We start from the raw sequence: 23611 nt of genomic DNA, 5'->3' as shown, positions 1-23611 counted from the left end.
AAATCAACCGATAACAATAAAACGCCGTAATCACGACGCGGCTCAAAACCGCGATATGGTTACGACGTTTTTGCTATTCGTATAAGCGTCATTCCGCACAAAATGCATGTCTGTAATAAGCTTGAAAAGTTTTCCTCCACACGGGCACAAAGCCATTTAAAACCGGGACGGAATGATTCGGAATCATCTCCTGCTGTTTGTTTAAAGACTCAAGGCCAATTTTGACGCGCAGTCTCGTCGATGATCCTGAACACGACTATCGCGGCTCAGCACTTATCAGCCGAAATGCCGGCCAATCTCACTGCGCACCGGTAATTTCCAGCGTCTGTTCGGCGTAATCCTGCAACGCGGCTTTGAGCTCGTCGGTGCCGTCGAACTTGACCTGACCACGCAGGAACTGGGTGAATTCCACGCGCACCTTGTGATCGTAAAGTTCCAGCCAATCCTTGGTGACGCAATACGGTTCGATTACGCGCTCGTTGAGGCCGGTCTCGTCGCTGTACGTCGGCTTCGTGCCGATGGAAATCGCTGCCGGCCAACGCCAAGGCGAACCCGGCGCCATGCGCATCTCATCTGATGGAGACGCAAGATTGGCGGCTTCCACACCATTGGCAGTACGGTTTTCCCCGGCAGGTTTGCCGCCATTGCCGCCACCAGCGCTACCGCCATTGACCATATTGTTCGTACCGTTGCCTGCATTGCCAGCATTACCGCCATTTGCAGCGCTGCCACTGTTTTCAGTGCCATTCACACCATTGCCGGTTTTACCATGACCAGCGTCGCCGATATTGTTGCCGCTGCTCTTAGCGCCATCGATCGGCCCCAAATCGACCAGCCAACCGGCGTACACACCGTCGACCGGCACATAGCCCTCGACCACCTGCGAAAGGTTCGCAGTCGGGAAGCCGATCTCGCGCCCGCGCTGCTCGCCATGCACCACCGCGCCTTCAACGGCATGGTCACGACCCAGAATCTCGGCGACGGCCTTCACGCACCCCTGCGAAAGCAGGTAACGTACGTTCGATGAACTCCAGACCCGCACCTTGCGGCAGTTGTTCTTCTTGGTCCACGCGCGCAGTTCGGCTTTGTTCATGGCCTCTCGCGGGTCTTGCGGCTCTCCGATGCCTTCCGGCATCTTCGGCTCGAAATGCGAAGGAACCCACGTATAACCCGGCCCGAGGTCGTTCACCACGTCGAGCTCGAAAACTCGCGTGGCCTCGCAAAGCTCCTGAATGGCCTTGATATCACCCTTGCGGTTCGCACCCAACGCCGCGTCCTGCCCCAGCACGAGCGTACGCATGCCCAACTTGCCGACCATCTGGCCCAGGAAGAAACGGAACGATTTGGCCGCGAACGCCATCGTATAGTGCAATACAATCACGCGGTCGACGCCGAGCTCGCGCATGATTCGCGCGCGCTGCTCGACGGAACTCAACGCCTGAGTATCCACATAATCGGCCGGCAGATCCATGCCGTCGTGTTCGTTGGCGTAGGTATGCGCAAGCGCCGGCCGCGGGTCGAGAATCATCACCACGGCCAGCGAACCGGTCTGCTTGGCGAGCTCCACCACGCGACGAACCACTGCCTGATGCCCCTTGTGCATGCCGTCAAACACGCCAATCGTCATCACTGCGCGCTTGTGCGAGCTCAAGATGGGCCAATCCACCAATCCATTAGAGTCGGGTGTCAACCTGGTGATCTTCATCAAAATCCTTTGTCTTGTTTGCCGGAAGCCATTTTATCAGCCGTGCCGCATGTGCGAAAGCCCCTTTTCTTGAGGCTTTACCTTCACCGGCGGAAACACTACCGCGGATTTCAGCTCACTGTCATTGGCCGGCTCCAGAATCGCGACGACCTCGCCGGTTTCAGGAACGTAGGCGGCGGCAAACCGAACCTGGAACGCAGGGCCTTCGGCGGGCACAACCTCGCTGTCGGACTTTGCGATTTTGGCCGTGTCACTGCCGGATCCAGCGGTGCCGAAAGCTTCATCAACGGCCTGCCGACCACTTAGCTGCGCGGACTCCCCACTGCTTGCCTCAACGGTTTCGAAAGCCTTATCAACGGCCTGATCCAGATTCATCTTCAGGCGGCGGCCGTAACGCAGCTCGGCCGCATCATGTTGCGTAATCGGGATAACCGGCATCGTGCGCTGCGCGGCCTCGAACATCGTCAGCGAGCGACGTTTCAGCTCGTCGGCATCGACATCCAGCACAGCCTTGTTCAAGGTCAGCGTCACGCCTTCGCGATTGGTGAACGTGTGCGGCTTGGCATGCGCCGTGACCACACGGTTTGCCAGCTGCGGATCGGCCAGATCGAACTTGCCGACCCTCGTGCGACGCAGCTTCGTCAGATAACCACCGACCCCTAGAAGCTCCCCCAAATCGCGCCCGAGTGAACGGATGTAGGTTCCCGTCGAGCAGCTGATACGCACGTCCACGTCCACGACGGAAGTCTTACTAGCTACCGGGGCAGTAAGAACATCTTGAACGGCAGAAGTGTGATGCTCTGTGCCAACTAATGAAATTGATGGCTCAGCCGCTTTCGATTTCTTCACCCCATTGACGGCCTCTGCAGGCTCACCCATTGTTTCAGAATTGCTAGCAGCATACGGATTTCCCTCACACTCGACACCGGAAATATTCCTGCTTAACGTCTCGGAATACCCCGTCTTTTCTTCGGTATCCTTGCCGTTTTCAGCCGCATAACTCGCCTCGACATTGCGAGCGCCCAAGACGGCGAACTCGCTGATGGTGACCGGACGCGCGTCCAGTTCCACAGCTTTCCCCTGCCGAGCCAGCTCGTAAGCATGCCGGCCATTGACACGAACCGCAGAATAGGAACTCGGCACCTGCTCGATATCACCTGTCAAATGGTCCTTGATAGTCTGTTCGATTTGTTGAAGCGTCAGTATATGTACTTTGTCGGAATCCTTATCACAAGTCACCCCGCTATCGAGGGGCAGCGACAGGTCATCCGCAGCTTTCGCTTGAGAAGACGACTGGTGAGATCTATTAAAATCATGCTCGTCGTTTGACGTGAATCGGCTATTGCTTTTTTTACACGCCTTAATACCGTTGCCGGGATTATTCGCCAATTCCATTGGGGCAACTTCTGTAACCTCAGCTTTGGCATCATCCGCCAACCTTACCGGCGCAACCGTGGTTATCTCGCCTTCGGAATCATCGGTGGTACTGGACTGGCCGAGACGGATGGTGGCCTCGTAGGTCTTCGTGTGGTCAACGATGTAGTTCAAGAGCCGCGTGCCGTGGCCGAAACCGATGACCAATACCCCCGAAGCCTGCGGGTCTAGCGTGCCCGCGTGGCCGACGCGACGCATGTGCAGTTCCCCACGCACGGCCGCCACCACGTCGTGGCTGGTCACGCCGAGCGGCTTGTCGACCACCAGAAGCCCGGAAAGTTCAGGCTGCTTACTCTTCGACACCATCATCCTCAAAATCGGCGGCGGTCTTCTTCTTGCGCGGCTCGACGTACGGATTCTCGTCGCCTGCGTATTTCGCGGTTTCACGGGCTTTGTCGAGCTCCTCGTCACGCTTGTGCGCGGTGACCAGAATGTCCTCGATTTCGTGCGCCTCGCTTGGCACCTCGTCGTAGATGAACTGTAGCTGCGGGGTCAGTCGCAACCCGGCCTTCGCACCAACCAACGAACGGAGCCTGCCCGTAGCCTGCTTGAGTGCCTGTTCGGCACGCTTGCGCTCCCCCTCGGCCTTACCCTCCTGGCCGAGCTGGGTCCAGTAAACGCGGGCAATCTGCAAATCGCCGGTAACGCGCACGTCGGTAATGGTGACGCCGTTCAGACGTTTGTCATGCAAAGTGCGTTCCATCGACGAGGCGATGACACGCTGGATCAACGCCGCGATACGCGCGGCCCGTGGATTGGTTCCTGCCATAACGTTTCCTTTTATTGCTTACTCTAACTGTTACGTTTCATGATACCGATGTATAAGAATACGTGTTTCTGGGGTGATTATTTCTACTCTAACGGAAAGGATACGTTCCCTTTCCGGCCACACGATACCGGCCACATAACGCTGTCGCCCGCCGCGCACAACTAACGGCGCGACGGGCGACTAACGCTCAAATCAGTTCGGTCTGACTCAATCAGCCCGACTTATTCAGTTCTTCTTGGAATCGGCCTTCGGCGCCTTGGCGGCCTTAAGCTCGCCCTTGGCATCGTCGGACTTGCCGGAAGTCTTGTCGGAATCCTTGTCATCCTTCTTTGAAGTCTGGCCATCCTTGCGCTCGATCTCCTTCATCTCGAAGGTCTCGATGATGTCGCCTTCCTGAATGTCGTTGAAGTTGCCCAAGTTGATACCGGCCTCGTAGCCTTCCTTCACGGACTGCACATCGTCCTTGAAACGACGCAGCGAGGAGATCTCGAGATCGTTGACCGTGGTGACCCCGTTGCGCAGGATGCGCGCCTTGGTGCCACGCTTGACCTCGCCGTCCTGGACCATGACGCCGGCGATGTTGCCGAACTTGGAGGAACGGAAGATCTGGCGGATCTCGGAATGGGAGGTGGTGACCTCTTCGTATTCCGGCTTGAGCATGCCCTTGAGGGATGCCTCGATGTCTTCGATCGCCTTGTAGATGATGGAGTAGTACTTGATCTCCACGCCCTCGCGCTCGGCGAGATCCGCGACCTGACGGTTCGGGCGGACGTTGAAGCCGATGATGACGGCCTTGTCCACGCTTGCCAGGTTGACATCGTTCTGGGTGATCGCGCCGACGCCGCGGTGGATGACCTGGATGCCGACCTCGTCGGATACCTCGATCTTCATCAGGGAATCTTCCAGCGCCTCGACGGAACCGGAGGAATCGCCCTTGATGACGATGTTGAGCATGTCGACCTCGGACTTGGCGAACTGCTCCTTGAGGCTTTCCAGCGAAACGACCTTGCGACGCTTGGCTAGCTGGGCCGCACGTTCGGAGGCCTGACGCTTTTCGGCAATCTGGCGGGCGGTGCGGTCGTCTGGAGCGACCAGGAAGAGGTCGCCGGCGCTCGGCACGGAGGTCAAGCCCAGCACCTGGACAGGTGTGGAAGGCTCTGCGGCCTTCATCTGCTTGCCGTCCTCGTTGAGCATCGCACGCACGCGGCCATAGGAAGTACCGGCCACAATGGCGTCGCCCACATGAAGCGTGCCCTGCTGCACCAGCACGGTCGCCACGGCGCCACGGCCCTTGTCGAGCCTTGCCTCGACGGTCGCGCCACGCGCGTCCATGTCGGGGTTGGCCTTAAGGTCCAGTTCCGCGTCGGCGGTCAGAAGAATCGCTTCAAGCAGCTTGTCGACGTTCGTGCCCTGCTTTGCCGAGATATCGACGAACATGGTGTCGCCGCCGTACTCTTCGGGAACCAGGCCGAATTCGGTCAACTGGCCGCGCACCTTTTCGGGGTTTGCGCCGGGAACATCGATCTTGTTGACTGCCACGACAATCGGCACCTTGGCCGCTTGGGCGTGGTTGATGGCCTCGACCGTCTGCGGCATCACACCGTCATCGGCCGCGACGACCAGAACCGCGATATCCGTAAGCTCGGCACCACGGGCACGCATGGCGGTGAACGCCTCGTGGCCAGGGGTATCGAGGAAGGTGATCTTGCGTGGCTTGTCTTCGAGATTGACCGTGACCTGATAAGCGCCGATACGCTGGGTGATGCCGCCGGCCTCACGCGCAGACACGTTGGTCTTACGGATGGTATCGAGCAGGCGGGTCTTGCCGTGGTCGACGTGGCCCATGACGGTGACCACCGGCGGACGCGGCTTGAGATCCTTATCATCCTGCAGCTCTTCTTCATCCAAATTGATGTCGAACTGCTGGAGGATTTCCTTGTCTTCCTCCTCGGAGGAAACAATCTTGATATTCCAACCGATTTCCTCGCCCAGAATCTGGAAGGTCGTTTCGTCAAGGGACTGGGTGGCCGTGACCATCTCGCCCAAGTGGAACATGACCGTCACCAAAGCGGCGGGATTGACGTTGATCTTTTCGGCGAGGTCGGCCAAGGTTGCGCCTTGACGCAGCTTGATGGTCTGACCGTTGCCGGCAGGAATGCGTACGCCGCCGATGGTAGGAGCTTTGATCTCCTCGTAATCACGACGTTTCGCGAGCCTGTTCTTTCGCGCCCTTGAGGACTTGCCTCCCTGACGGCCGAATGCGCCTGCAGCGCCGCCGCGACCGCGACCGCCGCCACGGGACGGGCCACCGCCCTGGTAGCCGCCACCACCGAAGCGGTTGCCGCCGCGACCTTGGGATTCGCCCTGGCCCTGGCCGGGACGATTGTGGCCCCACTGCCCTGGCCTTGCGCCTTGCTCCGAACGCCCATTGCGGAATCCACCGCGGCCGCCATTGCGTCCTCCGCCATTACGGCCGCCACGGCCGTTGTTGACCGTGGGACGAGCCATGGGATGCGGACGCGGGATGCCGCTGGGCATAGGCACATGCATGCCTTGCTTGCGGCTGAACGGATTATTGCCCGGACGAGGCCCGGAACCGGCGTGCTGGGAATGCGGGGTGGGCTGTGCGCCACCGTTGCCGGGACGAGGCGAGCCACCGTTGCGCGAGCCATTCGCGCCCGACCTCATACCCCCGTTGTTTCCACCGAAACGCTGGCCGTTACGCGGACCGGGCATACCGCCCTGACGACGTCCATGGTCGCGTCCGCCGTGCTCATTGCGAGAGCGGCCGCCCTCATATTCACGGTTGCCGCCCTCATGGCGTGAACCGTGGGTCTGCTCACCACGAGAAGATTCGTGATGCGAGCCAAGGCCTGGTTTGGCAGGGAAATGCGAGCGAGACTGTTCGCCCGGCTTCGCTGCACTTGCGCCTTGGCGCTGATGGCTGCTGGCCGGTTTGGCATTGTGAGCGGAAGACTTGGATTTTGCCGGAGCGCTGCCGGCCCCGGAATCATTATTTTGTGGGAAGGCGGCCCGCAATTTGCGAACGACCGGTGCTTCCACTGTAGAGGATGCGGATTTGACGAATTCCCCCATGTCCTTCAACTTTTGAAGGACGGCTTTGCTATCTACGCCAAACTCTTTAGCGAGTTCATATACGCGCTGTTTTGCCACTCAGTTTTCTCCTACTATTGTGACCGCGCGTACATGCACGGTCAATGTATTGTTACGGCGAGCTTACCCAGACTCATCGTGCGACCATGATTGTGTTACCTCGTCTCCGCCGACATGCAGGCACACTGCGTGCCTGCATTCGGATTGCTTTAATCCAGCATACTCGTGATGCTGGATTGCAGACTATTGTTCGTTTCCTGCCGTTTTGCCATCTTCGGCGGCTTTTGCAGCAGCCTGTGCCTGTGCCGCTGCGTGCGCCTCGCTGGACTCGATGCCGATCTTCCAACCGGTGAGTTTGGCGGCAAGACGCGCGTTCTGGCCTTCCTTGCCGATGGCAAGCGAAAGCTGGTCGTCGTGGATATAGGCGATGGCCGTCTTGTTCTTCTCGCTGACGATATCGACGCCGGTGGCAACGGCCGGCGAAAGCGCCGAGCCGACGAACTTGGCCGGGTCCTTCGACCAATCGACGATGTCGATCTTCTCCGGTCCGAGATTCTCCATCACCGCGCGAACGCGAGCGCCGCCGGGGCCGATCAGGGCACCCTTGGGGTTGACGCCTTCGGTGTTGGCACGAACGGCAATCTTGGTGCGGGCACCGGCCTCGCGGGCGATGGCCATGATCGAAACCGCGCCGGAAACCAGCTCGGGCACCTCACGTTCGAAAAGCTTGCGCACGAGTTCCGGGTGTGAACGAGACACGACGATTTCGGGGCCCTTCAGGCCACGTCCGACAGTGACGACATAGACGCGCAGACGGTCGCCATGGCGATAATGCTCGCCAGGCACCTGCTCACGCTTGGGCAGAATCGCCTCGACGTCGCCCACCGCGACATGCACATTGGCCGGATCCTTCGTATCCTGCTGGATGACACCGGTGATGAGCTTGCCCTTCTGGCCGGCGAAGGCGCCGAGCACACGCTCGTCCTCCGCATCGCGGAAGAGCTGACGAATCACCTGTCGGGCCGTAGAAGCCGCCAGACGCCCAAAATCATGCGGGGTGTCGTCGTATTCCTCGCCCAGTTCAGGGCGCGGGTGCGGGTCCTCCTCGGTGGGTTCCACGGGCTTTTCATCCCTTGCCCAGATGGTGAAGGTGCCGGCACGGTCGTCGAGTTCGACGCGGGCGTGCTTCGCCGCATGTGGTGTTTTGCTGTAAGCCAATAGCAACGCTTCAGAAAGTGCGTTGTCAAGTGTTTCAGAATCGATTCCCTGCCCCGCCGCGAGCTGATGAATACCTGTCAGGTCCAGTTCCATGGTCGCAAGACCTCCTATATGAAATTATCTGTCGAGCCGTTCAAAGCTCCATTAAGTCATAATCATTCAGTATTCTAGTGTTTTATGCAGACACGTCGTATTTTTTCCTCTTTGCGCAATTTCCTAAGACGGCGTGTCTTTCCTGGGGTTGCCATCGCCGCTTTTATCGCGCCTCTTGCCGCCTGCAACGCGCCGAGAATCGAGTCTCCGATCGAGTCCGCTGGGCCTTGCAAAACCGCATATACCAATGCTGTTTCATCCAATTCCCATTCTGTCGCCGGCTATCCGTTCATCGACCGTTACCTCTCGGCCGGCAACGCCGTGAAATCCTGGCGTGAAGCGGCAACACTCTGCCCCTCGCAGTTCAGCGTATACACCATGAAAAGCGCGCAGATGCAGTGGCAGCAACAGAGCCTTTCGCCGCTTGTAGAAGCCGAACCGACGCATCCGAACGCGGCGGTGGCGAATCTTGACGATATCGTCGCCTTGCGTGTGAGCAACGATACCCTTGCTTCGCTGGCTTTGGCAGAAGACCGTGCAGGCTTTGAAATCCAAGTCCTCGCCGCAAAAGATGTGAGTCATGCCACCCTGCAGTTAAGCGACGATCACAAGGCCATAGCCTCGCGTCTCATCTCGCTTGAGACCAAAGAGGCCGGTGACACCGGCGCACCCAACGACCCACGCGAGAAGGTCTACGACGTGGCGAATCTTCTCGCCCATCCCGACACCATTACCGACCCGAGCACCGGGTTGCAGGCTTCCACAGTGGCCGTCGTGGAGATGGATTGCGCCCGCGAATCGCTCGCCGCCCTTTCGCAGGCATTGCCGGTCTCAAACAACAAAACCGATGACTCATCTTCCGGCAGTGGCATCGCCTCGAAAAATCGAAGAAGCAAAAGCAGCGGCAAATCCCTGGCCGTGCTGGCCGATCTGATTTCTTCGCGTATTTATCTGGCATTGTCGCTCGGATATCCGGCTTTCGACGCAGCTTTGTACGAGTAGGGTTGGCACGCGGCTGTTTCAGATATGAAAACGCCTCCAGAACCGAAATTCCAGAGGCTTAGGGCGGATAAGGCGAGATTCGAACTCGCGGAGGATTTCTCCTCACACGCTTTCGAGGCGTGCTCCTTAGACCGCTCGGACACTTATCCATGTGCTGCGCAAAACGCAACTTTTCTAGTATAAGACAACGTGCCCACCATCGCAACCGGGCGTGGCGCACATCATTATTCCGGCAATGTACGGCGGGCACGGATCGAGGCAGCTCGGCTCGCTAACTCGTCGTCCGGCGGATAGGCGACGTGTTCCAGCGTCAGGCCGCAGGCGGCTATCGGGCCTGTCGAGCCTTCACGCACCGGATTGGCCATTTTCTGCGCGAACCAATCCAGAGACTTGCGGTGCCGGCCGACCTGCACGCACGCGTTGACCAGCGAACGCACCATGTTGTGCGCGAAAGCGTCGGCCACGATGGTGAAGCATACCAGTCCGGATTCGAGCGACGGAACGACGTAGGCTTGGGGTTCTTCGGAATTGCACTTGGAGCCTTCGACAATCACGGAATTCATGGACTGTATAGCATTCATACCCGCAGCTGCATTGGATTTCATCTCCGCAGCTTCACCGATCATCGAATCACCGATTTCTCGGCTATCGGGTCCGTTCACGCCATCATCGGCAACCGATCCCGTTTCCATGGATTCATTACTGCCGCTCCGAACAGAAGTGACATTGTCCACTTTATAAGACGAAACGGCAGAAGAAGTCTCGTTCGCGTTCGAATTTATATACTCGTTTTGTCCACTCAATCTCTGATCGGATGCAGAGACAGTCCAGGAATCGTTATAGGAGCCAATGGCACCGCCATACATGCCCATTACAGGCACACGCCGCCACACCGCCTGCTTGACCTCGCGAATGGTGGTGCCGCCTGGGTTCGGGGTGGCGAAGGAGCCGAAATCGTGCAGACCGATGGTCATCGCTGCGGCTTCGTTCATTGCAGGAATGTCAAGCACGTCTTCAATGTTCCATACGAAGCTACGCAACCGTGGATCGGCCGGTCGTTCCCCATCTGCAATCCGGTAGACATACGTACGTTCCAGAGCCGAAAAACGCGCGTCGAAACCAACCGGGGCGACTTGCACGTTGTGCAAAGAAATATCATCCGGCAGATCATGAGCCAGACGGCGACGCAACGCCTCGATAGGCGACACTTCCATATGCCCCACGCAACGCTCAAGCGTCTGCTCCCCCACGTCCAAGTGGCAGACCTGGTGGGCGGCGTGCACGCCGGTGTCGGTGCGTCCGGCGACCACCAACCGCAAGGGTTCGTCGGCATCGTCGGCCGGCACACGCAGAACGGTGTGCAGCGCGGTCTCTACGACCCCTTGCACGGTGCGCAGGCCGGGTTGCTTCGCCCAGCCATGGAAGCCACCGCCGTCGTATGCCAAGTCAATTCGTAGTCTCATCGTTGCCAGTATACCCAGTATACGTGCCGCACTGGTTTGCAAAACTCCTAAACCAAAGATGCGATGAAAATCAAGGAAATGGAGGCGGAATCGTGAGTTTACTCGAATGTTCGATTGAACAAGCGATGAAAATCAGGAAAGCGCACGAGAAAACCTGATTTTCCTCGCGAGTCCAGGACTAACAGTCAAGGCAAACGGCACAACTATAATTCCCGGCCACTAGTCGGCTCATCCCGAGACCGACTACAGCCACTTGTACTACAAATCGGTCACTCCTGCCACTTCCCGAATGTTCTCCAAGCGAAAATGTAACTTATGCGGCACGAGCGACCGGTTCTTGGCACGAAAACATGGGCGATATGGGGCACGGCTCCGTGCACATATGCAAGAAGGCCGGAGACTTACATCTCCGACCTTCTTGTATAAGAATTCAGCGAATCTAACGACTCACTTCTCTTCCTTGTCAGCCTTCTTGGCGGCGGGCTTCTTCGCAGGAGCCTTCTTCGCAGCCGGCTTCTTGGCCTTGGCAGCCTTATCGGCGTCCTTGGCTTCGGTCTTCTTGACCTCAGCCTTGTCGGCGGCGACATCGGCGTTGGCCTCAGTCTCCTTGGTTTCAGCCTCGTCAACGGCCTTGTCCGTCTTGGTCTTGGCGGTCTCGGCCGTGTCCTTCTGAACCTTGGCTTCGGCCTCTTCGACCGCAGCCTTGTCGGCGGCGACGGCAGCGGAAGCCTCGGCTTCCTTGACCACGGATTCCTTGGCGCTCACCGGTTCGGTGACGAGCTCGATGATGGCGCGCGGCGCGTTGTTGCCCTTGGACGGGGCAATCTTGACGATGCGGGTGTAGCCACCCTCACGCTGCTTCATCTGCTCGGCGATCTCGGTGAAGAGCTTGTGCACGATGGACTTGTTGCGGATGACGCGCATCACGCGACGACGGCTGGCCAGATCCCCGCGCTTGGCGAAGGTGATGAGGCGCTCGGCCACGGGGCGGAGGCGCTTGGCCTTAGGCAGCGTGGTGACGATGCGGCCGTGCTCGAACAGGCTAGTGGCCATGTTCGCGAGCATCAGACGCTCATGAGCCGGGCTTGAAGCCAGGTGCGGCCCTTTTCTAGGTGTAGGCATTATTACTCCTTAACGCCCCGGAATTACCCCGTTCAGGTGGGCATACGCCCGAACATCCGAACGGATACCGAAGCTTAAAATGAAGTTGGCGCTATCTGCTCTTACTCGTCTTCAGGCGAGAAGAAAGTGCCACCTTCAAGGTTGTTGGTATCGAAGCCCAGCGGCGAGGCCTTCAGCGAGAGACCCATGCTTTCGAGCTTCTCCTTGACCTCATCGATCGACTTCATACCGAAATTACGGATATCGAGCAAGTCCTGCTCGGTGTGGGACACCAACTCACCGACGGTGTGAATACCTTCGCGCTTCAGGCAGTTGTAGCTGCGCTGGGTGAGATTGAGTTCCTCGATCGGAATCGACATCTCCGGGTTGACTTCTTCTTCAACCGGAGCCGGGCCGACCTCGACGCCTTCCGCTTGCGTGTTGAGTTCGCGGCACAGGCCGAAGAGCTCAACCAAAGTGGAACCGGCGGATGCGACGGCATCGCGCGGCGAAATCGCCGGCTTGGTCTCCACATCGAGGATGAGCTTGTCGAAGTCCGTGCGCTGTTCAACACGGGTCGCCTCGACCTTGTAGCTCACCTTGAGAACGGGCGAATAAATGGAATCGACCGGAATACGGCCGATCTCGTCGCCGTCCTGCTTGTTCATCTGCGCCGGCACATAGCCGCGGCCGCGCTCGACAGTGAACTCGATCTCGAGTTCGCCGTCTTCGGCGAGGGTGGCGATATGCATATCCGGGTTGGCGATGGTGACGCCGGCCGGAGGGGTGATGTCCCCCGCGGTGGCCTCGCCCTTGCCGCTTTTACGCAGATACATGACAACCGGTTCGTCATATTCGCTGGTGAGCACGATTCCCTTGATATTGAGCAGGATTTCGGTGACATCCTCCTCGACACCGGGCAGAGTGGTGAACTCATGCAGGGCACCGGAGATACGCACGGAAGTGACTGCCGCTCCGGGAATGGAGCTCAACAGGGTACGACGCAACGAATTACCGAGCGTGTAGCCGAATCCGGGCTCAAGCGGCTCGATGGTAAAACGAGAACGCTGCGGATTCAGTGATTCCTCAGTAAGTTGCGGACGCTGTGCAATAAGCACTGTGTTATCCTTTCAGCTTCTGATCGGTGGTGCACTCACTGGTCATAAGCGGGTTGGACGGATGGTTAAATGAAGTGCTTCAGACGCGGCGGCGCTTCGGAGGGCGCACACCGTTATGGGCCTGCGGGGTGACGTCGGTGATGGAACCGACCTCAAGACCTGCGGACTGCAGGGAGCGGATGGCGGTTTCACGACCGCTGCCCGGGCCCTTGACGTAGACGTCAACCTTCTTGACGCCGTGCTCCTGTGCCTTGCGGGCGGCGGATTCAGCGGCCATGCCTGCGGCATACGGAGTGGACTTACGTGAGCCCTTGAAACCGACATCGCCACCGGAAGCCCAGGCCACGACTGCGCCCGAGGGGTCCGTGATGGAGATGATGGTGTTATTGAAAGTGGACTTGATGTGCGCTTGACCGACCGGTACCGACTTGCGGTCACGGCGACGCGGCTTGCGCACGGCTTGCTTTGCAGCTGCCATTGATCCTCGTTTCCTAATTACGAATGATTCCTACGTCACGAAGAGCCTGGAACGTAAGCAAAACTATCAGCGACGCCCCGTCCCTCTTCATAACTGCTTGAGGCCTAATTACTTAACGGCCTTTTTCTTTCCAGCGACGGTACGCTTCGGGCCCTTGCGGGTACGGGCGTTGGTCTTGGTGCGCTGACCGCGCACAGGCAGACCATGGCGGTGACGCTGGCCCTGATAGCAGTTGATCTGAATCTTACGACGAATATCCGCATCGACTTCACGACGCAGATCGCCTTCAATCTTGTAGTTGGCCTCAAGATAGTCACGCAGCGTAATAAGCTGCTCGTCGCTCAGATCCTTGACGCGGGTATCCGGATTCACACCGGTTGCGGCAAGCGTTTCCTTCGCGCGAGTACGGCCGACACCAAAGATATAGGTGAGGGCGATCTCGATGCGCTTCTCATTGGGGATGTCGACTCCGGCAAGACGTGCCATTGCGATTCCTTCTATGTTTCCGTAGGTTTGTACCAAGTCATCCGGTTTTCCGGCTCGGGCCTACGTACCCGGGGTTCAGCTTAACGCTGCGACTCAGTACCTTTTCTGGTCGGAGGTTTTCCGCTCAGCCTTGACGCTGCTTGTGGCGCGGGTTGGAGCAGATCACCATGACGCGACCGTGACGACGGATCACGCGGCAATTCTCGCAGATCCTCTTCACACTAGGGCTGACCTTCATGGTTTTCCTTTTCTTGTACCTTTACTTATAACGGTACGTAATACGGCCGCGGTTCAGGTCGTAAGGGCTCATTTCGAGGACCACACGGTCCTGCGGGAGGATACGAATATAGTTCTTGCGCATCTTGCCCGAGATTGTGGCCAGCACGATGTGCTTGTTTTCAAGTTCGACGCGAAACATCGCGTTCGGCAGTGCTTCCACTACCTGACCTTCAACTTCAATCACACCGTCTTTAGCCATGAGCCTCATTCCGTTCTTTGGCTGATATTACATTTATGGCGCATCCGAAAACACACCAACTTCTTACTATAACAAAAGCAGGGACCAAATGCGACACGGCGTGTTGCATTCAATCCCTACTTGTGGTAATGGAGATTTTAGACGTTACTTGTCTGATTGCGTATCAGAACCGCATTTCAGAAATCCAACGAAAACAAACTGCGGAATTCCCATCAATCCAAAGCGTCGAAGATGGTCTTGGAGATGTCGTCGATATCCCCTTCGCCATCAATCGGCACCAGGCAACCACGGGACTTGTAAGTGTCGAGCAGCGGTGCGGTCTCCTCATCATAGGTCTTGAGCCTCTGGGCGATGGCTTCGGCGTTGTCATCGGCACGGCCCTCTTCGGCGGCTCGCTTGGCGATGCGCTTCATGAGGATGTCGCGGTCGGCATCGAGCGCCACCACCTTGTCGAGCGGGGTGCCGAGCTCTTCGAGCATCTTGTCGAGCGCCTCGACCTGGGCCGCGTTGCGCGGATAGCCGTCAAGAATCCAGCCGTTTTTGGCATCGTCCATGGCCAAACGATCCTTGACGATCTTGTTGGTCAGTTCGTCGGGGACGAGCTGACCCTTGTCGGTATAGCTCTTGGCCTCCTGCCCCAGCGGAGTGTTGTTCTTCATGTTGTAGCGGAAGATATCGCCGGTGGAAATGTGCGGAATGCCGTAGTGCTCAGCAATCAGCTTGGCCTGAGTTCCCTTGCCCACCCCTTGCGGGCCCATAATCAATAGACGCATGTTGCTTCTACTTTCTTTGTTTGTGCATGTAGCAAATGATGCCCATCCGCTTCTAAGAACAGATGAGCATCATTCATTATTATTTTCTAAACCTGTTATCAACAAACCGAACGAATATGGTCACTCGGACTTGTCGGTATCGTTATCAGTTTCGTCGTCGGAGGCCTTCTTGCCAGCGTCGGAATCCTCTTGCATTGATTCGTCGTTTTGCGTAGCCGAATCAGCGGAATCAGTGTTCGTAGCTTTCGTGGTCTCAGGGGTTTCGGTTACTGCGGTATCCGTGGTTTCCTCGCTCTTGTCGGATTCCTTCTCAGCTACCTCGGATTGGGTATCCTCGCTGACGGTCTCCACGCTTTCGACAACCGCGGTCGAGGCTTTCTTGGACTTCTTGGACGCCTTGACGTCCTCGCCTTCGATATGATCGGTATCTTCAAGCAGGAAGCCGGTGTACTGGAACTGCTCGGTCTGGGCCTTGGCCTGACGAAGGGTATCGAGACCGACGCCCGCGATAATCAGGATGGTCGTGCCGCCGAACGGAAGCTTGTTGTTGAGCTTCAGCATCATGATGAGCATCGTCGGAATCAACGCTACGAAGAGCAGGTAGACGGCGCCGACCGTGTTGAGCCTGTTCATCACATAGCTCAGGTAACGGCTGGTGGCGCTACCGGCACGGATACCGGGGATGAAGCCGCCATACTGCTTCATGTTGTCTGCCGTTTCGTCCGGGTCAAAGGTGATCGACGTGTAGAAGAAGCAGAAGAACACGATCATCACAGCGTAAAGCGCGATATACCAAATGGAAGTCGTGTTGGCCAGGTTGGTGTTGATCCACTTGACCCACTTCTGCTCGGGCTTGCCGAACTGTGCGATCAACGTAGGAATCGCCAGAATCGAGGAGGCGAAGATCGGCGGGATGACGCCGGACATGTTGATCTTCAGCGGAAGATAGGTGGAGGAACCGCCATACATCTTGCGGCCGATCATACGACGCGTATACTGCACCGGGATACGGCGCTGAGCGAGTTCGACGAAATCGACGAAGATGAGAATGACGACGAGGACCGCGACGACGATGCCGAAGTAAGTCCAGTTGCCGTTCTTGCCGTTGGTGCCCCAGCCGATCTGCCAAAGCTGCGGCAGGAAGCCGGAGCAGATGGACATGAAGATCAAGACGGACATGCCCTGGCCGATGCCCTTGTCGGTGATCAATTCAGCCATCCACATGATGAGGCCGGTACCGCCGGTCATGATCAGGACCATGACCACGAGGTTCCATACCGAGCCATCGGGAACGACCTGACCGCACTGGTAGTTGAAGAGCGCGCCGGAACGGGCGGTGACCAGAATGGTGGTGGACTGCAGGATCGCCAGACCGATGGTGAGATAACGCGTGTACTGCGTCAGCTTGGTCTCGCCGGACTGACCTTCCTTGTGCAACGCTGCGAAACGGGGAATGACCACACGCAGCAGCTGGATGACGATGGAGGCCGTAATGTACGGCATCACGCCCAATGCAAAGATCGAAAGCTGCAGCATGGCGCCGCCGGAGAAGAGGTTGACCAACCCCACGAAGTTCTCCTGGGCCGTCTTCATGGTACCGACGCATTGCTGGACCACCTTGTAGTCCACTCCCGGGGTCGGTATGAACGAACCGATGCGGTAGATGACAATGATGCCGAGCACGAAGAGGATCTTATGGCGAAGTTCCTTCGTCTTCAGGGCCTGGATTAACGTCCTCACCTGGATTTCCTTCCCTATTCGGTACATCTGGTGTACCGATGCAAACACACTAAGCGATAATCTTAGCGTCAAGCGTCTACCAAATAACGCGCACCACTCCGACAAATGATAAACTTATATCAATTTCGAAGGATTATCCGCTTTCGAGGTAACCTGCCTACTTCAGTACGCAATGCCACATTGAGCAGACACGGATTCAAAAACCGGATTATCAACCTGCCCGTGCCAAGGTTCCTTGAATTTGATCCATTTTGAGATTTCAAGCATCAATTCCGGCCTGCTTTATGCTTGGAATCCCATCAACAGCTTATGTAGGATTTCAAGCACTATTATTGGCCTATTTTGCGCTTAGATTCCTGTTTGGCACACGGTCGGAAGATGCGTTCGTTGCGTTGGCGGATATGCCCAAAGCAAGTGGTCCTCTTCGCTGACGCGAAAAGGACCACCATGTATGCGAACCATTGAGGCTCACATTACAGACATCCGAATTACTCTTCGGAAATGGAGCCGCCTGCAGCCTCAATCTTGGCCTTGGCGGACTTGGAAGCCTTCACACCCTTGAGCGTGAACGCAACCTTGGTCTCACCGTCGCCCAGAACCTTGACAGGGTATCCGGCGCGAACCGCACCGGCCTTGACGAGATCGGCGACAGTGACCTCTCCACCCTTCGGGAACAGCTTGGAGAGAGCGGAGACGTTGACGACCTGGAACTCCTGCTTGAAGGGGCTCTTGAAGCCGCGAAGCTTCGGCAGGCGCATGTAGAGAGGCAGCTGGCCGCCTTCGAAGCCAGGACGAACCTGATAACGCTTCAGCGTGCCCTTGGCGCCACGTCCCGAGGTCTTACCCTTGGAACCTTCACCACGGCCCACGCGGATGCGGTTCTTCTTGGCACCCGGAGCGGGACGCAGATCGTGCATCTGCAAAATCGTGTTTTCTTCTTGCTTTGCCATATCAGGCCTCCTCAACCGTGACCAAGTGGCGAACCGCATTGATCAGACCGCGGGTTGCAGGGGTGTCTTCACGGACAACCGTCTGACCGATCTTGTGCAGGCCGAGCGTACGCACGGTGGCGCGCTGATCGGGCTTGCGGTTGACCAGACCTTTGGTAAGTGTGATCTTCAGATCTGCCATTACTCTTCACCATCCTTGGCTTGTTCGGCCTCGGCCTTGGCATCCTCACGGGCCTTGCGGGCCTCGGCGATGCCTTCGGCACGAGCACGGAGCAGGGTGTCGGGAGCGACTTCCTCAACGGTCAAGCCACGGCGTGCCGCGATCTCTTCCGGCTCCTCGAGCTGCTTCAGGGCATCCACGGTGGCGCGAACCACGTTGACCGCAGTGGCGCTGCCCATGGACTTGGTGAGAATATCGGAGATGCCTGCGCACTCCATGACGGCGCGGACAGCGCCGCCGGCGATTACACCGGTACCGGGAGCGGCGGGACGAAGCAGAACGGTGCCTGCCGCGTCATGACCGATGACCGGGTGGGTCACGGTGCCGCGAACGCGCGGAACGGTGAACATGTGCTTCTTGGCGTCAAGCTGGCCCTTGGCGATGGCGGCAGGAACCTCACGGGACTTGCCGTAGCCAACACCGACGGTGCCGTTGCCGTCTCCGACCACCACGAGAGCGGCGAAGCTCATGCTACGGCCACCCTTACGGGTCTTGGAAACACGGTTGATGGTCACGACGCGATCGAGCAGCTCGTCGCCACGATTTTCCTCGCGACGGCCACGGCGTTCACCGCGACGATCTCCTCGACGGCCTTCACCGCGGCCTTCGCCACGTCCGCCACGGCGTGAACCGCGACGATCGTCGTTGCGCTGACCTTGCTTGTTGTCGTTGGACGCCTGCGTGTTCTGATTTTCTTCAGTCACTTGGGTTTCCTTTTCGTTGTCGCTCACAGTGCAAGACCTCCCTGACGGGCGCCTTCAGCAACGGCTGCGACGCGACCATGATACTTGTTGCCGCCACGGTCGAAGACGACGGAATCAATGCCCGCGTCCTTGGCCTTCTTGGCAATCAGCTCGCCGACCTTCTGTGCGGCTTCGGTCTTGGTGCCCTTGAACCCATCGAAATCATGGGTGATGGTGGACTCGCTGACCAAAGTGACGCCCTTGGTGTCGTCGACGATCTGCGCGACCATGTGGCGGTTCGAACGGGTGACGACGAGACGTGGACGCTCTGCGGTGCCGCTGATGTGCTTGCGCAGACGAGCGTGACGACGAAGCCTTGCGACTTTCTTGCTTTTACCGAAAATCTTGACTGTCATATCACTTACCAGCCTTTCCAGCCTTGCGCAGGATGTGTTCGTCGGAGTACTTGATGCCCTTGCCCTTGTAGGGTTCCGGCTTGCGAAGCGCACGGATGTTGGCCGCGGCCTGACCGACCGCCTGCTTGTCTGTGCCCTTGACGACCACCTGGTTGGCGTTCGGCAGCTCGAAGGTGATGCCTTCGGGCGGGTTGACGGTGATGGTGTGCGAATAGCCGAGCGAGAACTCAATGCCCTTGCCCTTCATCTGCGCACGGTAACCGGTGCCGACGATGTCCAGCGTCTTGCTGAATCCGTCGTGCACGCCCTGAACCATCGAAGCGACGATGGAACGGGCCAGACCGTGGTCTGCACGGGTCTGCAGCTGATCATCGACCGGTTCGAAGTAAATGGTGTTGTCTTCGACGCGAGCGGTGATGCCGTCGGGAATAGTGTAGGAATCAGAACCCTTGGCGCCTTTGACGCTGAAGTTCTGTCCGTCGATCTTGACTTCCACGCCTGCCGGAATGGTGACGGGGAGCTTACCAATATGTGATGCCATGTTTTAGCTCTCCTTTCTCACCAAACGAAGGCGACGATCTCGCCGCCGATGCCCCGGTCGAGGCAATCTTTCTGGGTCAACAATCCTGCACTGGTCGAAATAATCGCGACACCCATGCCACCGAGTGGCATCGGCAGTGCGTCCGACTTCGCATAGCGACGCAGGCCGGGCTTCGAGATGCGCTTGATGCCCTGAATGGCACGCTCGCCATTGGGACCGTACTTCAGCGTGATCTCAAGGTTCTGGCCGACGCGAGCATCCGTAGCTGCAAAGTCCTTGATATAGCCTTCGCGCTTGAGGATCTCGGCGATCGCCGCCTTGAACTTGGAGTACGGCATGGAAACGGTCTCATGCTTCGCCGCACTCGCATTACGCAGACGCGTAAGCATGTCTGCGATTGGATCTGTCATTGTCATGTGGGCTAACGCCCTTTCTCGCCGTGGTTTCCTCCGCCGGAGCAGGTATTTTTAAACCTGCCCCGGCCGAGGACCTTCAGCGTCGATGTTTACCAACTGGACTTCGTAACTCCGGGCAGCTCGCCACGATGAGCCTTCTCGCGAAGGCAGATGCGGCACAGGCCGAACTTGCGATATACGGAGTGGGGACGGCCGCAAACCTGGCAGCGCGTATAGGCGCGCACCTTGAACTTTGGTTTGGCAGCAGCCTTGTTTCTAAGAGCGGTTTTTGCCATTTCAGTTCTCCTTGAAGGGGAAGCCAAGGTGCTTGAGCAGTGCCCGAGCTTCCTTGTCATCCTTGGTGCTGGTCACCACGGTGATATCCATACCACGCTGATGATCGATCGCGTCAGGATCGATCTCGTGGAACATGGACTGCTCGGTGAGACCGAAGTTGTAGTTGCCCTGGCCATCGAATTGCTTGTCGCTGATGCCGCGGAAATCGCGGATACGCGGCAGAGCAAGAACGAGCAGCCTGTCGAGGAACTCCCACATGCGGTCGCCGCGAAGCGTCACGTATGCGCCAATGGCCTGGCCTTCACGCAGATGGAACTGCGCGACGGACTTCTTGGCCTTGGTGATCTTCGGCTTCTGGCCAGTGATCGCGGTGAGGTCGCTGACGGCGCCCTCGATGAGCTTGGAGTCGCGGGCCGCGGCGCCGACGCCCATGGAGACGACGACCTTCTTGACCTTGGCGACCTGCATCGGGTTGGAATACTTGAATTCCTTCTCGAGCTCAGGCACGATCTTGTCGATGTACTGCTGCTTCAGGCGCGGTGTTGCCGGCGCTTCGACTGTTGTATCGCTCATGCCAGCTCCTTTCCTGATTTCTTGGCGATGCGGGTGCGCACGGTCTTGACCTTGCCGTCCTGGGCTTTGGTCGTGACCTTGACGCCAACGCGGGTCGGTTCCTTGGTCTCCGGGTCGATGACCATCACATTGGAGCGATGAATCGGCGCCTCAACGGAGACGATGCCGGACTGCTGGCCCTGCTGGGTGGCGCGGACGTGCTTCTTGACGATCTGCACGCCCTCAACGATCAGACGGTCGTTGGCAAGCACCTTGGTGACTTTGCCTTCCTTGCCGCGATCCTTGCCGCGAATGACCTTGACCTGGTCGCCGGTCTTGATCTTGGCTACCATCTTCAGATCACCTCCGGGGCGAGGGACACGATCTTCATGAAGCGCTTGTCGCGCAGTTCACGTCCGACCGGTCCGAAGATACGAGTGCCCTTGGGCTCATGGCCGGAGCCAAGAATAACCGCAGCGTTCTCGTCGAACTTGATGTATGAGCCGTCTTTGCGACGATGCTCTTTTACCGTACGGACGACAACGGCCTTGACCACGTCGCCCTTCTTGACCGACCCGCCAGGGATCGCGTCCTTGACGGAGGCGACGATCACGTCGCCGATGCCGGCATAGCGTCGCTTCGATCCGCCGAGCACTCGGATGGCCAAGATCTCCTTGGCACCCGTGTTGTCGGCGACATGAAGCCGCGTTTCCTGCTGAATCATTGATTCTCCTTAGCCGCGCTGGTTCTCCCCTGCCACCCGTGAAGGTGAGCAGCGGAGCCTTGCCGAACTTGTTACTTGGCGCGTTCGACGATGGAGTCGAGACGCCAACGCTTGGTCTTGCTCAAAGGCCGGGTTTCCATGATACGCACGAAGTCGCCGTTGTGGGCGTCGTTGTGCTCGTCATGAACCTTGACCTTACGAGTGGAACGAACGACCTTGCCATACAGGGGGTGGGTCGAACGCTGCTCGAGCTCGACGGTGATGGTCTTGTCCATTGCGTCGGACACGACGTAACCGCTACGAGTCTTGCGGAAGTTGCGCTCTTGCTTTTCAGCCATGCTTACTTCTCCTCAGTCTTCGTGTCGCCCGACTCAGGCTCCTGGCTGATGCCGAGTTCACGTTCGCGCAGGACGGTGTACATCCTGGCGATATCGTGCTTCACGGCCTTGAGCCTTGCGGAGTTGTCAAGCTGACCGGTGGCGTTCTGGAAGCGCAGGTTGAAGAGCTCTTCCTTGGACTTCTTGAGGAAGCCCTCGATTTCGTCATTGGTCTTCTCGTTGAGATTCTTGATGCTGTAGTCTGCTGTTCCGACTGCCATCAGATGTCACCGCCTTCACGTGCGATAATGCGGCACTTCATCGGCAGCTTGTCGATGGCGCGGCGAAGGGCTTCCTTCGCGGTTGCCTCGTCGACGCCGCCGATTTCGAACATCACGCGTCCGGGATGCACGTTGGCGATCCAAGACTCCGGGGTGCCCTTGCCGGAACCCATTCGGCTTCCGAGCGCGTGCTTGGTCAAAGGACGATCAGGGAAGATCGTGATCCACACACGACCGCCACGCTTGATGTAGCGGGTCATGGCGATACGAGCAGCCTCGATCTGACGGTTGGAGATATAGGCAGGGGCCAGAGCCTGGATGCCATAATCGCCGAACGCGATCTCGTTGCCGCCCTTGGACATGCCGCGACGCTTCGGACGCTGCTGTTTACGGTACTTAGTCCTCTTTGGGATAAGCATATCTGCTCACTCCTTTGCTTCCGAGGCGGCAGGTGCTGCGGCTGCTGCGGGTTCGGCAGCCGGTGCGGCCGCGGCCTGCGGGGCCTTGGCTTCTGCTGGCTTGGAACCGCGAGCACCGGAGGGACGACCACCACGACGCGGGCGACGATCGCCACGACGGCCACGGTTGTTGTCCTGCTGGGCCTGCTGCTCATCGAACTGACGTTCGGTCATGTCGCCCTTGTAGATCCAGACCTTCACACCGATACGGCCATAGGTCGTACGGGCTTCGAAGAAACCGTAATCAATCAGAGCGCGAAGGGTCTGCAGCGGAACGCGACCCTCACGATAGAACTCGGAACGGCTCATCTCGGCGCCTCCAAGGCGACCGGAGAGCTTGATGCGGATACCCTTGGCGCCAGCGCGCATCGCGTCCTGCTGAGCCTTGCGCATGGCACGACGGAACGTGACACGGTTGGTCAGCTGCTCGGCGATGGACTGAGCGACAAGCTGGGCGTCCAGAGCGGCGTTCTTGACTTCGAAGATGTTGAGCTGAACCTGCTTGCCCGTAATCTTCTCGAGCTTGGCGCGAACACGTTCGGCCTCTGCTCCACGACGGCCGATGACAATGCCCGGGCGGGCGGTGTGGATGTCCACACGCACGCGGTCACGGGTGCGCTCGATGATGATGCGGGACACGCCTGCACGCTCGAGGTCCTTGTTCATGGCCTTGCGAATCTTGTCGTCCTCGAGGACGAAGTCGCTGTAACGCTCACCAGGCTTGTTGGAATCGGAGAACCACTTCGAACGGTGGTCTTCAGTGATACCCAGGCGGTAGCCTAACGGATTGATCTTCTGACCCATC

General features: G+C 58.2%; 27 protein-coding genes, 1 tRNA gene and 3 pseudogenes. 1 reads left to right on the top strand and 30 read right to left on the bottom strand.

What is annotated here, in order from left to right:
* Window positions 1-298 precede the first annotated feature (298 nt).
* The 6 genes and pseudogenes from OZX67_RS02585 to nusA form a co-directional block, all read right to left on the bottom strand.
* Window positions 299-1705: a riboflavin kinase gene (locus OZX67_RS02585; protein ID WP_277143886.1), complete on the bottom strand. Its 1407-nt coding sequence runs from the start codon at window positions 1703-1705 to the stop codon at window positions 299-301.
* A gap of 36 nt (window positions 1706-1741) precedes the next feature.
* Window positions 1742-3142, bottom strand: coding sequence for a hypothetical protein (locus OZX67_RS02580; RefSeq protein ID WP_348519619.1), 1401 nt, complete (start codon window positions 3140-3142; stop codon window positions 1742-1744).
* 15 nt (window positions 3143-3157) lie between these two features.
* Window positions 3158-3445: pseudogene (locus OZX67_RS02575) on the bottom strand (tRNA pseudouridine(55) synthase TruB); the annotation flags it as partial.
* Complete coding sequence (gene rbfA, locus OZX67_RS02570) at window positions 3429-3908, bottom strand: 30S ribosome-binding factor RbfA (RefSeq protein ID WP_277143884.1); 480 nt, start codon at window positions 3906-3908, stop codon at window positions 3429-3431. The gene rbfA and the pseudogene OZX67_RS02575, both read right to left, overlap by 17 nt.
* Before the next feature lie 345 nt (window positions 3909-4253).
* A pseudogene (infB, locus tag OZX67_RS02565) lies at window positions 4254-7082 on the bottom strand (translation initiation factor IF-2); the annotation flags it as partial.
* A gap of 183 nt (window positions 7083-7265) precedes the next feature.
* A complete protein-coding gene (gene nusA, locus OZX67_RS02560) occupies window positions 7266-8333 on the bottom strand; it encodes a transcription termination factor NusA (RefSeq protein WP_277143882.1) in 1068 nt (355 codons plus the stop codon).
* Between the two features lie 84 nt (window positions 8334-8417).
* On the opposite strand from nusA, the gene OZX67_RS02555 reads away from it, so the two are divergent.
* On the top strand, window positions 8418-9335 hold the full coding sequence (locus tag OZX67_RS02555) for a hypothetical protein (RefSeq protein ID WP_277143880.1): 918 nt from the start codon (window positions 8418-8420) through the stop codon (window positions 9333-9335).
* 64 nt (window positions 9336-9399) lie between these two features.
* On the opposite strand, the gene OZX67_RS02550 is transcribed toward OZX67_RS02555, so the two are convergent.
* The 24 genes and pseudogenes from OZX67_RS02550 to rpsC form a co-directional block, all read right to left on the bottom strand.
* Window positions 9400-9484: transfer RNA gene (locus OZX67_RS02550), tRNA-Ser, on the bottom strand.
* Window positions 9485-9559: 75 nt separating this feature from the next.
* Window positions 9560-10798 carry a tRNA pseudouridine synthase A gene (locus tag OZX67_RS02545; RefSeq protein WP_277143878.1) on the bottom strand — a complete coding sequence of 413 codons (1239 nt, stop codon included), beginning with the start codon at window positions 10796-10798 and terminating at the stop codon, window positions 9560-9562.
* Between the two features lie 447 nt (window positions 10799-11245).
* The gene (gene rplQ / locus OZX67_RS02540) at window positions 11246-11920 is read right to left on the bottom strand and encodes a 50S ribosomal protein L17 (protein ID WP_277143876.1); all 675 of its coding nucleotides are present in this window, start codon (window positions 11918-11920) and stop codon (window positions 11246-11248) included.
* A gap of 101 nt (window positions 11921-12021) precedes the next feature.
* Window positions 12022-13017 carry a DNA-directed RNA polymerase subunit alpha gene (locus tag OZX67_RS02535; RefSeq protein WP_277143874.1) on the bottom strand — a complete coding sequence of 332 codons (996 nt, stop codon included), beginning with the start codon at window positions 13015-13017 and terminating at the stop codon, window positions 12022-12024.
* Window positions 13018-13096: 79 nt separating this feature from the next.
* Window positions 13097-13495 (bottom strand): 30S ribosomal protein S11, encoded by a 399-nt coding sequence (rpsK, locus tag OZX67_RS02530; protein WP_277143872.1) that lies wholly within the window; start codon window positions 13493-13495, stop codon window positions 13097-13099.
* A 108-nt stretch (window positions 13496-13603) separates the two neighbouring features.
* Window positions 13604-13981, bottom strand: coding sequence for a 30S ribosomal protein S13 (rpsM, locus tag OZX67_RS02525; RefSeq protein WP_277143870.1), 378 nt, complete (start codon window positions 13979-13981; stop codon window positions 13604-13606).
* Between the two features lie 124 nt (window positions 13982-14105).
* Window positions 14106-14219 (bottom strand): 50S ribosomal protein L36, encoded by a 114-nt coding sequence (gene rpmJ / locus OZX67_RS02520; protein WP_043164480.1) that lies wholly within the window; start codon window positions 14217-14219, stop codon window positions 14106-14108.
* Window positions 14220-14240: 21 nt separating this feature from the next.
* On the bottom strand, window positions 14241-14459 hold the full coding sequence (gene infA, locus OZX67_RS02515) for a translation initiation factor IF-1 (RefSeq protein WP_003808114.1): 219 nt from the start codon (window positions 14457-14459) through the stop codon (window positions 14241-14243).
* Window positions 14460-14671: 212 nt separating this feature from the next.
* The gene (locus OZX67_RS02510) at window positions 14672-15232 is read right to left on the bottom strand and encodes an adenylate kinase (RefSeq protein WP_277143867.1); all 561 of its coding nucleotides are present in this window, start codon (window positions 15230-15232) and stop codon (window positions 14672-14674) included.
* Window positions 15233-15640: 408 nt separating this feature from the next.
* Window positions 15641-16972 (bottom strand): annotated as a pseudogene (secY, locus tag OZX67_RS02505) (preprotein translocase subunit SecY); the annotation flags it as partial.
* Between the two features lie 488 nt (window positions 16973-17460).
* A complete protein-coding gene (rplO, locus tag OZX67_RS02500; protein WP_277143865.1) occupies window positions 17461-17922 on the bottom strand; it encodes a 50S ribosomal protein L15 in 462 nt (153 codons plus the stop codon).
* A 1-nt stretch (window position 17923) separates the two neighbouring features.
* Entirely contained in the window at window positions 17924-18103 is a 180-nt protein-coding gene (rpmD, locus tag OZX67_RS02495) for a 50S ribosomal protein L30 (protein WP_277143862.1), read from the bottom strand.
* Window positions 18103-18873, bottom strand: coding sequence for a 30S ribosomal protein S5 (gene rpsE / locus OZX67_RS02490; protein WP_277143860.1), 771 nt, complete (start codon window positions 18871-18873; stop codon window positions 18103-18105). Before rpsE ends, rpmD begins: the two co-directional genes overlap by 1 nt.
* A complete protein-coding gene (gene rplR / locus OZX67_RS02485) occupies window positions 18870-19241 on the bottom strand; it encodes a 50S ribosomal protein L18 (RefSeq protein ID WP_277143858.1) in 372 nt (123 codons plus the stop codon). Before rplR ends, rpsE begins: the two co-directional genes overlap by 4 nt.
* A 1-nt stretch (window position 19242) precedes the next feature.
* Entirely contained in the window at window positions 19243-19782 is a 540-nt protein-coding gene (gene rplF / locus OZX67_RS02480; RefSeq protein ID WP_277143855.1) for a 50S ribosomal protein L6, read from the bottom strand.
* Between the two features lie 17 nt (window positions 19783-19799).
* Window positions 19800-20198 carry a 30S ribosomal protein S8 gene (gene rpsH / locus OZX67_RS02475; RefSeq protein WP_277143853.1) on the bottom strand — a complete coding sequence of 133 codons (399 nt, stop codon included), beginning with the start codon at window positions 20196-20198 and terminating at the stop codon, window positions 19800-19802.
* An 89-nt stretch (window positions 20199-20287) separates the two neighbouring features.
* Window positions 20288-20473, bottom strand: coding sequence for a type Z 30S ribosomal protein S14 (locus OZX67_RS02470; RefSeq protein WP_277143851.1), 186 nt, complete (start codon window positions 20471-20473; stop codon window positions 20288-20290).
* A gap of 1 nt (window position 20474) precedes the next feature.
* A complete protein-coding gene (gene rplE, locus OZX67_RS02465) occupies window positions 20475-21047 on the bottom strand; it encodes a 50S ribosomal protein L5 (RefSeq protein ID WP_277143848.1) in 573 nt (190 codons plus the stop codon).
* Window positions 21044-21379 (bottom strand): 50S ribosomal protein L24, encoded by a 336-nt coding sequence (gene rplX / locus OZX67_RS02460; protein WP_277143846.1) that lies wholly within the window; start codon window positions 21377-21379, stop codon window positions 21044-21046. Before rplX ends, rplE begins: the two co-directional genes overlap by 4 nt.
* Before the next feature lie 2 nt (window positions 21380-21381).
* Complete coding sequence (gene rplN / locus OZX67_RS02455) at window positions 21382-21750, bottom strand: 50S ribosomal protein L14 (RefSeq protein ID WP_091847708.1); 369 nt, start codon at window positions 21748-21750, stop codon at window positions 21382-21384.
* Window positions 21751-21821: 71 nt separating this feature from the next.
* A complete protein-coding gene (rpsQ, locus tag OZX67_RS02450) occupies window positions 21822-22088 on the bottom strand; it encodes a 30S ribosomal protein S17 (RefSeq protein ID WP_277143842.1) in 267 nt (88 codons plus the stop codon).
* Between the two features lie 2 nt (window positions 22089-22090).
* Entirely contained in the window at window positions 22091-22348 is a 258-nt protein-coding gene (gene rpmC, locus OZX67_RS02445) for a 50S ribosomal protein L29 (RefSeq protein ID WP_277143840.1), read from the bottom strand.
* A complete protein-coding gene (gene rplP, locus OZX67_RS02440) occupies window positions 22348-22767 on the bottom strand; it encodes a 50S ribosomal protein L16 (RefSeq protein WP_277143838.1) in 420 nt (139 codons plus the stop codon). The genes rpmC and rplP overlap by 1 nt, the downstream gene beginning before the upstream one ends.
* Window positions 22768-22773: 6 nt before the next feature.
* On the bottom strand, window positions 22774-23610 hold the full coding sequence (gene rpsC / locus OZX67_RS02435; protein WP_277143836.1) for a 30S ribosomal protein S3: 837 nt from the start codon (window positions 23608-23610) through the stop codon (window positions 22774-22776).
* Between the last annotated feature and the right edge of the window lies 1 nt (window position 23611).

The organism is Bifidobacterium sp. ESL0728 (assembly GCF_029392015.1).
Classification (GTDB): domain Bacteria; phylum Actinomycetota; class Actinomycetes; order Actinomycetales; family Bifidobacteriaceae; genus Bifidobacterium.
This window is presented reverse-complemented; position numbering and strand designations above follow the sequence as displayed.